Below are 14,768 nucleotides of genomic sequence, written 5' to 3' on the forward strand. Positions count from 1 at the left end.
TATTGTCAAAAATATTTTTTTTAGTTAAGGACTCGCAGTCAACTGTGGATTATTTAAAAAAAAAAATTATGAAAAAAGGGAAACCGGGGATTTCCTAGTATCCGCCCATGCCTCCGGGCGGAGTCGGGGCCTCTTTTGCCTTTGAAGACGCGATGACATCGTCGATCCGCAGGATCATGACCGCTGCATCGGCGGCACTCGAGATCGCCTGCGTCTTTACCCGGAGCGGTTCGACAACCCCGGCTTTGAGCATATCGGCCGGTTTACCCGCAGTGACGTCAAGGCCGTAGGTCGCGTGGCCTTTCTCGTGGGCAGACCTTAGCGCGACGATCATGTCGATCGGGTCAAGCCCGGAGTTTTCCGCAAGCGTCCGGGGGATGACTTCAAAGGCTGACGCAAACCTTTCAATGGCGAGCTGCCTGCGGCCTCCCTGTGTTACGGCGTACTCCCTCAGCCGCATCGAGAGCTCGATCTCGGGCGCCCCGCCCCCGGCAACCATCCTGCCGTCCTCGACAACGTCCTTGACTACCATGAGCCCGTCATGGACGGAACGCTCGAGCTCGTCGACAACGTGCTGCGTCCCGCCATGGATGATGATCGAGACTGCCTTTGGGTTTTTGCACTCAGACACCGTGATCATCTCCTCGCCTGCCACCTTTTTTTCAAGGACAAGCCCCGCACTGCCGATATCCGCTGCTGCGGCCGCGTCGATACTGTTCACAATGGATGCCCCGGTTGCCCGGGACAGGTTCTCCATGTCACTCTTTTTCAACCGGCGGACTGCAAGCACCTTTGCTTTTGCAAGGTAATGCTGGGCAACATCATCGATCCCTTTCTGGCAGAACACGACATTGGCCCCGCTTGCGATAACCTTGTCAACCATCGACCGGACCATGTGGGCTTCCTCGTCAAGGAACGCCTGGGACTGTGACGGGTCCGCGATATTGATCTTCGCGTTCACCTCGGTCTTTTTGAACTCGATTGCAGCATTCAGCAGGAGGATCCGTGCATCCCGTACCTCTTTTGGCATCCCGGGGTGCATGCGCTCCTTGTCAATGACAATGCCGTCGATAATTGTCGAGTCCTCGATTGCACCCCCTACCTTTTTTACCACGCTGATATGGTCGATGTTGACCTTGCCGTCCGGGTCCTGAACAACCGTAACCGCCCTGACCATGAACCCGCAGAACTGGTCCTTGGCAGATTCCGCAAGCCGGCTCGTAAAGGCGGTCTCGGCAATGCTTTTTAACATCGCCTCGTCGTCCGGCCGGATCTCAAGTGCAAGAGCGGAAAGGATCTCCTGCGCCTTCCTTGCTCCCTGCAGGTATCCTTCCGCTATAACGGTCGGGTGGATCTTCTGTAAAAGGAGCTCTTCTGCATTCCGCAGGAGTTCTCCTGCAAGCACGACGGCGGTCGTGGTACCGTCCCCGGTCTCGTCGTCCTGCGTCTTTGCAACCTCAACCATCATCTTTGCGACCGGGTGTTCGATATCCATCTCTTTTAGAATTGTCGCGCCGTCGTTGGTGATCACGATATCGCCGATCCCGTCAATCAGCATCTTGTCCATCCCGTTTGGCCCCAGTGTCGACCGGACCGCGTGGGCAACCGCCTTTGCTGCGGCAAAGTTTCCGGACTGCGCCTCCTGCCCCCGGGTCCGCCTTGCGCCTTCCCGGAGGATCAGGATGGGTTGTCCGCCAAGTTGTTGTGACATGTTTCTCTCTTCCTCCTCTCAATCGCAGGGGCCGGCCGGCTCCTGCCATTTTTACTGATTAATAGCCGGTATGGTTGCATAACGGTATCGGACTTAATAAATTTACTTGCCGCCCGGAGCAGGAAGCAGGTATCGCCCCTCCTTCTTGCCCATGTCCTCTTTTCAGGAGTGAAAAGCAGGGACATGGAACAGTAACCGGATGTGCCAAGCTGCCCCTTGTAAAATCCGCCGTTAGAAACCAGCAGGTACGGTGGTTCAGAACGAGATCCCCATCGCCCACGGGATGAGCGTGATCGTGCTTAAAAGGATCAGGAACAACCCAATCAGGTTCAGGACAAGCCCGGACCTCACCATCTCCCGCACGGTCACGTGCCCGGTACCATAAGCGATCGCATTGGGGGGTGTTGCAACCGGCAGCATAAAACCCAGCGTTGCCACAAGCGAGGAGAGCAGCATAAGCATGAGGGGATTGATCCCGATGCCGGCCCCGAGCACCGCCATGAGCGGGACCATGATCGCAGCATTGGCGGTATTGGAGATCAGTTCGCCGAATAAAAGGAGACCGACCCCGATCAGGGCAACGACAACAACATGCGGGAACGCGGAAAGGAACGAGAGGCTTGATACCAGCATGTGAGCAAACCCGCTTTTAACAAATGCCGACGAGAGGCACAAACCCCCCCCAAAGATCAGCAGGATCCCCCACGGGACTTTTACCGCCGTCTCCCAGTTCATCGTAAATATCCCCTTTTCCCGGTCCACCGGAAGCAAAAAGAGCAGGATTGCGCCCGCAATCGCGATCATGGAATCCGATATTCCGGGAACGATTATGTCGAGGCCGGGTATCGTTACGCCTCCGATTACCTTTGTATTCTCAAAGATCCAGGCAAGGGCGGTTGCAGCAAAGACAAGGAGAGTCCACCGTTCACCGCGGTTCAGTGCGCCAAGGCCCCCGATCTCCTGCCCGATGATCTGCTGTATCCCGGGAATAGTCTCCGGCATTCCCCGGAACGCGATCCCGGTTAACCAGAACCATGCGATGAGAAGGAAGATTGCGGCAAACGGGAACCCGAATTTCAGCCAGGTAAAAAAATCGACCGGCAGTGAACCGGGAAAAAGCGTTTCAGCCTGCGCAACAAAGATGCCGTTTGCCGGTGTGCCGATAATCGTACCAATCCCACCGATCGTTGCGGCATAAGCAACCCCAAGCACGAGGCACACCCGGAATTTCCTGACCCCATCGGGCACTGGTTGTCCCCCTTCTTCCCCGGTCAGCGCGGCGAGAATGGCGACAGCCATGGGGATCATCATCATTGCCGACGCGGTGTTGGAGATCCACATCGAGAGAAAGGCTGTCGCCGCCATGAACCCAAGCACGAGCCGCTTCGGGCTGGTGCCAGAGGTCCGGATAATCTTCAGTGCGATCCGGCGGTGAAGCCCCCAGCGCTGCATGGCGGCCGCGATGATGAACCCGCCAAGGAACAGGAAGATGATCTGGTCGCCGTAGGATGCTGCTGCATCCTTTATTGTCAGTATCCCGAACAGGGGGAACAGGACAAGGGGAAGCAGGGCGGTTGCGGCAAGCGGGACCGGCTCGGTAATCCACCAGAGCACCATGAGGGCAGCAATCGCGGTCGTGTATTTCACAGGTGACGGTATCCCGTACATTTCGACCGGCAGCAGCGTGATCGAACAAAAGAGGATGATGCCGGCGATGATGCATGGTACCTGCCGCATAGAGGATCATTCAGTTTAGGGGTTGCTGTTCATTATACTTTTTTTATAACGGGAGAATTGAACGATTACCGGAATACCACCCGGCACCGAAAATGAAATCTTTATTAAAAACTGCCGGTAAATAACAAACATTCCGGAAAAAATACGGCCTTTTTTTTGGGCCGGCATTCCCGTCCACATCACCGGCGTGCGTGTTTTAACCATGATGGACCCAAAAGAGACCTTAAGCGACGACGATATAACAGAAGGGCTCTCGTATATCATTAAAGACGGGCTCGCCACGCAGGCCATGGTCACGCTGACAAGCGGGATCTTCCTTGTCGCGTTCGGCCTCCAGCTTGGCGCGTCCAATACGGTGATCGGGCTGCTTGCGGCAATCCCGCCGCTTGCCGAGCTGATCCAGATGCCCGCCATCCCGTTTGTGGAAAAGGTCCGCAACCGGCGGCTGGTCTGCGTCGGCGCCTCGATTGTCGCAAGGTTCTTCTGGCTCGTCATCGCCTTTATCCCGTTTCTCTTCGGGCCGGCTGCCGCCGTGCCCGTCCTGGTCGGGGCGCTCGTCCTGTACGGGAGCATCTCTGCCATCTCCCACTGCAGCTGGAACTCGTGGATGCGAGACCTTGTGCCCGAAGAGATACTGGGCAGTTTCTTCTCCCGCCGCATGGCCCTGTCCCTTGCCCTTGGGATCGTCCTGTCATTAGCTGCCGGTGCCCTGATCGATTTCATCCAGAGGAACACGGCATTTCCCCCGGCCACTGCCTACTCGGTCATCTTCCTTGGCGGTTTTGTCGCCGGGCTGTTTGGGATCTGGTATATGTCAAAGATCCCGGAACCGTTGATGAAGGAAACGCCCAAAGTCCCGCTTCTTGACCAGGTCCGGTCTGCTTTTTGCGATGACAACTTCACCCGGTTGATCTCTTTTCTGGGCGCATGGAACTTTGCGGTAAACCTTGCCGCACCGTTTTTTACCGTCTACCTGCTCGTCATGCTCGATTTTGATATCACGGTCGTCATCGCGCTTGCCATCATCAGCCAGGTCGCAAGCGTGCTCTCCTACCACATGTGGGGCAGGCTCTCCGACCGGTTCAGCAACAAGTCTGTCCTGCGGGTCTCGGGACCACTCTTTATGCTCTGCATCCTTGGCTGGACGTTTACGACCATGCCCGCAAGGCACCTGCTGACCGTCCCGCTCCTTGTCGCCCTGCATGTCCTGATGGGAGTCTCGACAGCGGGGGTCACGCTCGCATCGGCAAACATAGGGCTCAAGCTTGCACCCCATGGCGGCGCAACCGCGTACCTTGCCACGATCAACATCACAAACTCCCTTGCCGCCGGCATCGCACCGGTCATCGGCGGGATGTTTGTGGACTCGTTCAAGGCGACCGAACTCTCGCTCACCCTGAACTGGAAAAGCCCACAGACGGCCTTTGCCATCCAGACGCTGGACTTCCAGTACTGGGACTTTTTCTTTTTCTTTGCATTTTTAATCGGGATCTACTCGATCCACCGGCTTGCCTATGTCAGGGAGGCCGGTGAGGTGGAGGACCGGCTTGTCGTCCGCGAGCTGATAGCGCAGGTCAGCCGCGAGATGCGCAACCTCTCCACTGCCGGGGGGCTGCGGTACATGCTCAGGTTCCCGGTGCTCCGGAGCACCGGAACAGCAACGAAGGAAAAAGAGGACGGGGATGACGGGCCCCCGGTGCAGGAATGACCCGGTCGCAAGGGACCAAAACGCACGCCCGCACAGCCCCCGGATTGCACCGGGAGGCACCGTATCACACGGGTTAGCGGATGGTTACGGCACAGGGGAATGGTACCGGCAGCCGGGCGGAAAAATGATGCTACAAAAGCCAACCTTTATCGGTACGGTGCAACATAGACACTTTTTACAAGAAAACCGGGATGCCTGACTCATGACTGCACAAAACAGGAAGCCGTATGGCTGGCGCGGGACGATACATGATCTCCTGTTAGTCCCAAGGCAGGAATGGCGCAACGCACTTGACCGGCATTATGCCGCACGCATGAACCATCCTGCCGATGACCGGGTGTCTGCACTGTGGGAGCAGGCGTTTGACGTATTTAAAAAAGAGCTCAAACAGCTTGTCCAGGTAAAACCGGAGCTTGAGCATTACACAATCATTTTTGAATATGAAGTGCCCCATTCCAGCGCGAGGGGCCCCGACATCGTCATCCTCGGGAGCTCGGTTTTCATCCTCGAATTCGTGGACTGCGACGAGATTTTCCAGGCCCATGTCGACGCGACCTGCGCGTATGCGTCCGATGTCGGGCAGTACCACCGGAAGCCCCTCAAGGCCGAGATCATACCGGTCCTTGTCTGTGCACGGGCAAAGGGCGTGATCCGGCGCGTCGGGGACGTGGTCGTCCTGTCCCCTGACCATATCGGGGATTTTTTAAACGTGCAGGCCGAACTGGAAACTGACCTTCCGATAGATGCCGACGAGTGGCTTTCCGGCCGCACCTGATCAGGCCCCCTTTTTTCACGCCGTCCTGCCTGCTGCCGGCTCTTGTCCCGGGGCAGGTTCTCCCTGCATACCCCCCGCAAAAAACCCATGACCAAAAAAGCCCGGCAATCCCCATATTGCGCCCCGGACTGAGGCAAAAAAAATTGCCGGACGGTTCCTTTTTTTGCGTACAAAGAAATTCCCGTTGTGTGTACTTTGCATGGGTCAGCCCCGGCATCCCCTTCACCGGTGTTGAAGGTGACCGGTTTAAAAAAGATCACCAGTTGGCCACGCGAGAAAAAGTGTGAGAAAAAGTGTTGAGGAGAATGGAGCCGCCACCGTTGGTGGTCAATGGCGGCCCGAGAGTACATGTTTTTTGGCCACAGTCTCTGTAGCAAAAGAAGTATTGTTCTTATGCTGATAAACATTTTTGTTCCCCCCCCTCCCATCCGGACAGCTGCAGTCCCCCACGGCACGACGGGAAATCCAAGGCATAAACAAGGGCCCGCGGGTTAATGGATTTCTTTAAACCTATAGATATATACTGATTGAAATACTAACCATGAGATGATCGACCGTGCCACCGGCAGACAAAAAATCAAGGAAAAAAATCTGTACGCTCTGTTATGGCACCGGTTTTGTCAACCATCCCAAAGGAATGAAAGTGCCCTGCCCGCACGGCTGTTCCGGTTCCTATTCATCACACCGGTAAAGCAGGCAGGGGACAAAAAACATAAGGGGAGTACATGGGCTCTTTTTTTATTTCCGGCGTTTCTTCCCATAACAAAAAAAGCACCCGGGACACCAGTGGGCACCGCGGAATTTCCACCGGTTAAAGTGCCGGGACGATCGATATTTTATCCCGGTTGTGCGATAAAATGCCGGGTGTACCTTGCGGATCCCCGCCATATACAGGATCGCTCCACGCCCTTTTTTATCAGCTACAGAGCATGTACCATTAGTGATGGTATGGACCAGAACAGGAAATTTTTCGAACAGGATGCATATGCTCGCCAGGCCGGCATAGAACTGGTGGAGGTATCCGTCGGCAGTGCAAAGGTAAAGATGGAGGTCTGCGACCGGCACAAAAACAGCCACGGGACCGTCCACGGCGGAGCGATCTTCACGCTCGCAGACACGGCATTTGCACTCGCGTCCAATTCGCACGGGATACCTGCCGCCGCGATCAACGCCCACATCTCGTATATGAAATCCGTAACCTCCGGTACGCTGTTTGCAGAGGCAGAGGAATTCAGCAAAAATGCAAAACTCGGGTCATATATTGTCAGGGTAACCGATGGGAACGGGGAACGGGTTGCCGTTTTCCAGGGAATGGTGTACCGGAAAACCCCACGGGCGCAGGCAGCATAGGGTGCGGATGCCTACACCCGCAGCTGGCATTTGTCTTCAACAGATCCAAAGAAAAAACGGGCGTTCGGGTTATACATCATGCACTTCTCCCCAATACACTCCTTGGGCCCCGTAGGGTGGGAAAGAGAAAACGGACAGATTTTCATAATCATTATTTTTTACCTGATGGTTAATAGATAAGCAATACGCAATGAATCCGGGCCCGGGCACTCACAGCTGCTGATGCCCTTGTTGTAAGCGTCCTGAACGCGGGCCCGGACCCCGCAAACAAAAGAGAATCTGCCCATGAACCGCGAAAGACGGGATTTTTCAATCTTCAAGCATGCCCTCGGGCTGGTCCTGTTACTCGGCGTCGGGATCGCAATCGTCATTGAGACCCTCTATGTCGTGTACTGGGGAACGGATTATATACCATACCTTTTTGTCTGCATCGCCGGGCTCATCCTTGTGACATTCTTCTACGGGTTTTACGACAGCGACATTTAAAAACCCATAACCGGCGGCCGTGGACCGTAGATTGTGAATTAAAGTAACCTGCCCTAAAATATTTTTTTTGATCCGCCATGGCAATACGGGATATTTTGTCCCTTTCCTCCTCTTTCCTCTCAACGGCAATCTGGTGCAAAATGTTATCAATGAACATCTGAAAAGGTCTTATAAACCGGGAGATTACGAATGCACCGCGGGGTTATTGTATCGATATTAATCATATGTGTCATCGTTTCGGGATGCATATCAGACCTGTATATAAAAAAAGATACGGTCCGCGTTACATCAGTACCGTCCCGCGCCGAGGTGTACCTCGACGATGTATATCACGGGACCACGCCCTGCACGATTGAAAATGTGGGGCCCGGGAACCACACGCTCGAATTGCGCTCCCCGGGATACAGGGACTGGTCAACGGGCATTTTGGTTCCTTCAGGAAGCAACCTGGTGAATGCAGAACTTGTCCTGCTGCCAAACGGGCAGCCACCGGCCCGGACCAGCGCCCCGTCACCTTCACCCACCACACCCCCGCCGGCCGTGCCGGCACTGACCACTGCGTTGCCGCCCCCGGATCTCCCAACCCTGATCCCGCAGGGCCCGGACCAGAAGACAGGCGTCACCATCAGGTCCGGGAAGGACTCGATCATCATCGGGAACTCTGTATTGTTTTCCGGCAAATGCACGGCGTGCGATACGGTTGTCCTGACATTATTCGGGCCCGGAAAATATTCCGGGGGTGTTGTCCTGAGCCGTGAGCCGGTGCTGGATAACCACCAGTGGACATATAAATGGAATCCCGGATATTCCATCGCGCCCGGCTCCTATACGATGTACGTGTATGATGCCCAGAGGACCGCATCCAACCGCACCGGAGTTATTGTCCGGGCGGGGGAACTCACGATTACAGCAAATCCTCAATCTTTCATTATCGGCAGCCCGGTTACTTTTGCAGGGACAAGCACCGGGAGTGAAATCGTAATCCTGACGGTGTACGGTCCCGGGCAATACGCAGGCGGACTTGATGTGGCGCACCCGGATGTGTTGTCGGATAACACGTGGAGTTATACATGGAACCCCGGCAATTCCATTCAGCCGGGCACATACACCTTCAATGTCCAGGATGTCCAGAAAATAACTTTAAAGAGTGTAAAAATTATTGCAGACAATCAGGCAACGGGATAGGGCTCCATTACCGTTTTTTTACTTTTTACTCGCGAAGGGGACCGGCACAGGAAGTATTTCCACCGGAATGTAAACCCCCGGGACGGCGTGCCGGCTACGGCCCTTATCAAGCAGGCCGGCTTCCGCTCCTGTCCTTTTTTATTGGAATGAAGCAGGTGCCGGCGGGATCCTCCGGATAATTGCCCCGACGACCAGCACCGAGGCAGCTGCAAGGGAGACCCGTCCCCAGTCGGCAAGGGAGAGCGGAACCGTGTCCATGAACACCCCTCCGAACTGCACGAGGAGGATCTGCATTAACACAATGAGCCCCATTAAGACAAAGAAGACAGGGTTGCCTTTGAAAAACGGCGGCATGACGCAGTTGACCGCCCGGCAGTTAATCCCGTTCCAGACCTGCGCGAATACGAACGCGGTAAAGAAGATGGTCGCCTGCTCAGCAGGGTTGCTGCCGCCAAGGAACCCGGTCTTCATGGCAGCGAGGCCCGCGACGATATAGAACCCGGCCGTGATCAGGATGGCCTGCCACATCGTGCGGGTTATGATCGGGGCACCGCGGGGAACAGGGGGCCGCCGCATGAGCGCGGCATGCGGGGCTTCCGAGCAGAGTGCAAGGGCGGCGACAGAATCCATGATGATGTTGATCCAGAGGATCTGGATAATGGTAAATGGCGGCGGGAAGCCAAGCAGCGGGGCGGCAAAGGTCAGGATGCAGGCGGATATGTTGATGGTGAGCTGGAAGACGAGGAACCGCTGGATGTTCTCAAACAGCGCCCGCCCCCACCATACCGCACTCACGATCGTCGGGAACGAGTCATCGAGCAGGATGATGTCGGACGCCTCGCGGGCAACTTCCGTCCCGGCGATCCCCATCGAAAGGCCGACATCGGCGTGCTTGAGCGCCGGGGCGTCATTGGTCCCGTCACCGGTCACGGCAACGACCTGCCCGTTCTTCTGGAGGGCTTTGACAAGCAGGAGCTTGTCGAGCGGCTCAGCCCGGGCCATCACTTCCAGCCCTGGAGCCACCCGCGCCTGCTCCATCTCGCTGAGCTCCCGGAACTCCCTGCCGGTCAGGGCAAGGCCTGAACGGTGGATCCCCGCCTCCTCTGCAATCGCCCGCGCCGTATCAATGTTATCGCCGGTCACCATGCGGACTACGATGCCGGCGTCGTGGCAGGACATGACCGCGGCAGGGACGTTCTCCCGGAGGGGGTCGCGGATGCCCACGTACCCGTCCCAGACAAGGCAGGACTCGTCATCGGACCCGGTGACCTCCCTGTGGGCGAACGCAAGGGTCCGCATAGCACGGGATGCAAGTTCCCTGACCCCGGAAAGGTCGACGGTACCCTCGCACAGGCCTGCCACGATCTCCGGGGCGCCCTTGACAAGGAGGTACTGCCTGCCGCCGATAGCGACAACCGTTGACATCCGCTTACGGTTGCCGTCGAAGAGGACCTGCCTGCCTGCAGGATACCCGTCCCTCACCATGCGGTAATCGATGCCGTGCTGGCCGAGCCACGCGAGCAGGGCACCTTCGGTCGCACTACCGATGGGGACCGGTCTCCCGTCCCTGGTCCCGAGGTGCGCCGTGCTGTTGAGCGCGGCGTTGAATGCAATCCATTCCCCGGGTTTTTCGGGCGTCGTGCCCGCGGGGAGTACCGGGTTGCCAGACGGGGCCTCTTCGACCGTCATCCGGTTGACGGTCAGCGTCCCTGTCTTGTCCGTGCAGATCGTTGTCGCCGACCCGATCGTCTCGCAGGCGATAAGGCGCCGGACAAGGCTGTTTGCCCGTGTCATCTTCTGCATCGCGATCGAGAGCGAGAGTGCAACGGACATCGGGAGCCCTTCAGGGACGGCAACGACGATGATGACCACCGCCAGCATGAAATAGTCCAGCAGGATGCCGGCGGTGTTCAGGTCGGCACCGGTCAGTTCCCCCAGCAGGATCCCCCGTGTCACAAGCGTTGCTACCACAAGGACGGCCATGAGGTACCCGAACCGGCTGATCATGGTGGCAAGGTCGTGAAGTTTTTGTTCCAGCGGGGTGAGGGTCTTTTCCTGTTCGCCCAGCGATGCCGCGATCTGCCCAATCTCCGTTGCGTCCCCGACTGCGCCGACCAGCATAAAAGCCCGCCCTGCGGTCACAAATGTGCCTTTTCTCGCCGCATCGCGGTCCTTCTTTTCCGCCGGTTCACTCTCCCCGGTAAATGCAGACTCGTCAGCCATCAGGCTGTCGGCCTTAAGGACGTACCCGTCCGCCGGGACCGCATCGCCGGCTTCAAGGATGACGAGGTCTCCGGTCACGACCTCCATTACCGGGACCTGGCAGACGCGCCCTGACCGGATCACCTTGGTCCCCGAAAGGCCACGCTGGGAGCTTAAGGCCTCGAACTCCCTGCTGCTGCGGTACTCGTTGTAAAACGATAGTGTCGTGGAAAGAAGAATGGCGATGACAATACCCAGCGTGTCGACCAGCCCTCCCCCCTGGATTACCGCGACCACTGCCGACAGGATTACTGCGAGGATCAGGATCCGCGTTATCGGCTCGTTGTATTTTGCCAGGTACTGTCTCCACAACGGGTCCCGGCGGGGGGGCGTCAGCTCGTTTCTCCCGTAGGTCTCCCGCAACAACCCGGCCTGGTCATCACTGATACCGGCCGATCCGGCAAGCCGCTCCAGCTCTTCAAAGGGGATCATGGTCTGAACACAACGCGGTTATCAGTATCAGCAACCGGTCCCACGTAAATATACCGTTATTATCCCGGCCGGTTTTTCCCCGTCCGTTTAATGATATGCTCTCGCCCGGCGATCACAAAGTCCTTTGTATGCCCGGCGTGCATGTTCCGGACAGGATATGATGCAACATTGGGCCCGAAAGCATTCTGTGCAACGGACACCTGTGCGGCAGGGGGCCGGCACCGGGCTCGGGGAACCCGGTGAAGGGAATGCAGCAGGAATGATCCGGGCCTGCTGCTGTCACGGAAGTGCCAATGAGAGCAAATCACCGGCGCCGTACTATTATCGCCCCGAAAACCGCGGCACACGCGAGCACAGCAAAAGCCGCTTCAAAACCGGGCGTCTTTTTTGTTGCAGAGGGTGCTGCAGGTGATCCTGAACCGGCATCAGCCGGGATGGGCGGGCTTTTCTCCCACCACTTATCGACTGCGTTCTGGTCGAATGGTTTCGGGTCTGATGGCACACCGCCTTTGCTGCAGGTGGAGTTCTGCCCTGCGCCGACCGTTACAGTCTTTGAATTGCCCATGTCGGAAAACGCGACCTGTCCTTCATAGACATAGATGCCGGAGGTACCGTCTGGGGCAACATCGATTTCAAATGTCGTCCCCTTCGGCGCCCCGCTGGAGTACGGGGTGTAGATGCGGAACTGCTGCCCCTGCTTCTCGGCACGGTACCAGATCCCGCCGATAATGAGGTCCAGCGAGTCCGGGTGATACATGAATTTCGAGCCGGGCTCGACCCGGAGAAGGGTCCTGTCCGTGTACATCAGGTACCCCCAGCCCGGCGAAAGCCAGCCGGTCGTCTCGATCATGTCACGGTCCCGTAAGACAACACCGCCCTCCCGGGGATCGACCACATTCCCGTTCAGCGTGACTTCTCCGCCGAGCACGACGAGCCGGGCCGTGATCTCCTGCGGGGCGGAGGAGCCACCCTCCTTCGCATCGGCAATGGCTTTTGCACAGGATTCAGCCGAATCCATCATGGACGCAAGCTCGCCATCTCCAAGGTCATACCCGATACCGGAGACAAAGATGTAGTAATTAGTCTTGTAGATAATCACCCGCTGGCCGTTATGCACGGTCGAGCCGCTGGATGTACTTGGATACGTATACATAAGCGAGACAGAAGCAGGACCCGGAGGAATATACTCGATCAGGTGACGCGTCTTGTCATTTTTTACCCCCTCTAAAACCGGCAGGATGACCTTCTGCCTGTCCAAGTACTCCCCTTTGGCAGCTTCGGCCGACTCCTTGTGGACATCGAACTGGACTCCTTTTCCTTTCCCCGCATAGGGAATATTTGCATATCCCCCGTACTGGCAGGTCAGGGCATAGTACCCGTTCTGCGGGGCGTCTGAAAGGAAGGCGTCAGTATACGACGGGAGGTTGTATCCTTGGCAGGTACAGTCTTTTTTGGTAAAGACCTGTTCCCCGGCGGCTGCAGCCGGGCATGCAAGCAGGATGAGTGCGGCAACAAGAATACCTGCCATCGCTCCCCCGCTGGTTATAGGGCTTGTCATTCTTCTCTTCATGGTATCTTCTCGCATGAACCGATAGAATCCGATCTGTGCCGGCCATGATAAACGCTTCTTTTCTCTACCGATCGACCAAGCCTTCTGTCATAATCTGCAGGCAGGCAACACAAAAAATTGCAGATTAAAAAAAAGAGGGTGTGGATTATCTGCAGGGAATAAAAAAAATCATGGGCTCGTCGAGATTCGAACTCGAGATCTTCGCCGTGTGAAGGCGACGTCATAGCCAGCTAGACCACGGGCCCACAATGCATCGACCGGGAATCGAACCCGGGCTATAGGCTTGGAAGGCCTAAGTCATGCCTCTAGACCATCGATGCAATGGTGCTTTAGAATTTTGGCGAGCGGGTGTATTAATGATTGCTCTCTGGTAGTTGAGAATCTCTCCCGCACGACTTCCCCTTTCGCAGTAACCGGGGGGCCGCCGGATAACAGGAACTGCTGCAGGTGCAGGGAAATAAAAAAATGAACAGGGGATATCAATATCCCCGGATCTCAGCCTCGACCTGTTCAAGGCTGGCAATCCGCTTCTCAAGCGGCGGGTGCGTGGAGAAGAGCTCCATTAAGGTGCTTTTTCCCGACAATGCAGGTATGATGAAGAAGGCGTTCGCACCTTCCACCTTTGCCTTTGCCTCGGCCGGGACAGAATCCATCCGCCCGCTGATCCTGCTGAGCGCCGATATGAGCGCCCGGGGGTTTTTGGTGATGTAGGCACTGCCGCGGTCTGCGGCGAACTCGCGGTAGCGCGAGAGCGCCATGATCAGCAGGTTTGCCACGAAGTACACGATCATCGCAACAATACCCGCGATGATCCACGCGCCGGCTCCCCCTGAGTCCCGCCTGCCAAACATCGCACCCCACAGGAAGTTCTGCATGATGATCGAAGCGACCATCGCGATGAAGCTTGCGACCGTCATGGTAAGGATGTCGCGGTTCTTCACGTGGGCAAGCTCGTGGGCAAGTACAGCCTCGAGCTCGTCTTTATTGAGCAGCCGCATGATCGAGTCCGTGCAGGCCACAACCGCATGCTTCGGGCTCCTGCCTGTTGCAAACGCGTTTGGCACAGGGCTCTGCATGATCGCAACCTTCGGCTTGGGAATGTCGGCTTCCTTTGCGAGTTTTTCAACCATCCGGTGCAGGTCGGGGAACTCGTCCTCGGCGACCACCCGCGACCCCGTCGTCCAGAGTACCAGCTTGTCAGAGAAGAAATACTGGATGAACGCCATAACAACAGCGATCAGGATCAAAAACGATGTGCCGATCCCAAGCGCCCAGAGCACAGCAAGAAACACAAGGTAGACAATAAAGAGTAAAAACATCGTCAGCCATACCCTGCCGGTCAGACCCCAGTCACGTTTCCAGATCATAATTGGTACTTATTCGATGAGGGCGCTTTTAAAGAATTCGACGACACATCAGGCTGAATCCGGAAAAAAGCGGTTATTACCGCGTTTGAACAATAGCGGGCGGCCGGTTTATCCCCCATGATTTTTTTGGAAGGATGATCACAGATAAATCGAACGGCCGGACAACATCAGAAACTATTTTTTCG

The 14,768-nt window shown here is 56.5% G+C and carries 10 protein-coding genes and 2 tRNA genes; 5 read left to right on the top strand and 7 right to left on the bottom strand.

Features of this window, described 5'->3' with window-relative positions:
• Positions 1-94: 94 nt before the first annotated feature.
• Together thsA and OS112_01660 are read right to left on the bottom strand one after the other, a co-directional pair.
• On the bottom strand, positions 95-1,711 hold the full coding sequence (thsA, locus tag OS112_01655; GenBank protein ID WAC05363.1) for a thermosome subunit alpha: 1,617 nt from the start codon (positions 1,709-1,711) through the stop codon (positions 95-97).
• Between the two features lie 255 nt (positions 1,712-1,966).
• Positions 1,967-3,448 carry a DASS family sodium-coupled anion symporter gene (locus OS112_01660; protein ID WAC05364.1) on the bottom strand — a complete coding sequence of 494 codons (1,482 nt, stop codon included), beginning with the start codon at positions 3,446-3,448 and terminating at the stop codon, positions 1,967-1,969.
• A gap of 202 nt (positions 3,449-3,650) precedes the next feature.
• Between OS112_01660 and OS112_01665 the strand changes: the two genes are divergently transcribed.
• From OS112_01665 to OS112_01685, 5 genes are all read left to right on the top strand, one after another.
• Positions 3,651-5,156, top strand: coding sequence for an MFS transporter (locus tag OS112_01665; GenBank protein ID WAC05365.1), 1,506 nt, complete (start codon positions 3,651-3,653; stop codon positions 5,154-5,156).
• A gap of 202 nt (positions 5,157-5,358) precedes the next feature.
• Positions 5,359-5,931 (top strand): hypothetical protein, encoded by a 573-nt coding sequence (locus OS112_01670; protein ID WAC05366.1) that lies wholly within the window; start codon positions 5,359-5,361, stop codon positions 5,929-5,931.
• A gap of 864 nt (positions 5,932-6,795) precedes the next feature.
• Positions 6,796-7,281, top strand: a complete 486-nt coding sequence (locus tag OS112_01675; GenBank protein WAC05367.1) for a PaaI family thioesterase — start codon at positions 6,796-6,798, stop codon at positions 7,279-7,281.
• A 285-nt stretch (positions 7,282-7,566) separates the two neighbouring features.
• Positions 7,567-7,767, top strand: a complete 201-nt coding sequence (locus tag OS112_01680) for a hypothetical protein (protein ID WAC05368.1) — start codon at positions 7,567-7,569, stop codon at positions 7,765-7,767.
• Between the two features lie 189 nt (positions 7,768-7,956).
• A complete protein-coding gene (locus tag OS112_01685; protein WAC05369.1) occupies positions 7,957-8,952 on the top strand; it encodes a PEGA domain-containing protein in 996 nt (331 codons plus the stop codon).
• Positions 8,953-9,090: 138 nt separating this feature from the next.
• Here the strand turns inward: OS112_01685 and OS112_01690 are convergent, their stop codons facing one another.
• From OS112_01690 to htpX, 5 genes are all read right to left on the bottom strand, one after another.
• The gene (locus tag OS112_01690) at positions 9,091-11,646 is read right to left on the bottom strand and encodes a calcium-translocating P-type ATPase, PMCA-type (protein WAC05370.1); all 2,556 of its coding nucleotides are present in this window, start codon (positions 11,644-11,646) and stop codon (positions 9,091-9,093) included.
• Positions 11,647-11,950: 304 nt separating this feature from the next.
• The gene (locus OS112_01695; GenBank protein ID WAC05371.1) at positions 11,951-13,216 is read right to left on the bottom strand and encodes a hypothetical protein; all 1,266 of its coding nucleotides are present in this window, start codon (positions 13,214-13,216) and stop codon (positions 11,951-11,953) included.
• Positions 13,217-13,387: 171 nt separating this feature from the next.
• A tRNA-Val gene (locus OS112_01700) sits at positions 13,388-13,461 on the bottom strand.
• Between the two features lie 4 nt (positions 13,462-13,465).
• A tRNA-Gly gene (locus tag OS112_01705) sits at positions 13,466-13,536 on the bottom strand.
• A gap of 159 nt (positions 13,537-13,695) precedes the next feature.
• Positions 13,696-14,583: a zinc metalloprotease HtpX gene (htpX, locus tag OS112_01710; protein ID WAC05372.1), complete on the bottom strand. Its 888-nt coding sequence runs from the start codon at positions 14,581-14,583 to the stop codon at positions 13,696-13,698.
• Positions 14,584-14,768: the final 185 nt, after the last annotated feature.

It is taken from the genome of Methanoregula sp., assembly GCA_026625165.1.
In the GTDB taxonomy this organism is placed as follows: Archaea; Halobacteriota; Methanomicrobia; order Methanomicrobiales; family Methanospirillaceae; genus MVRE01.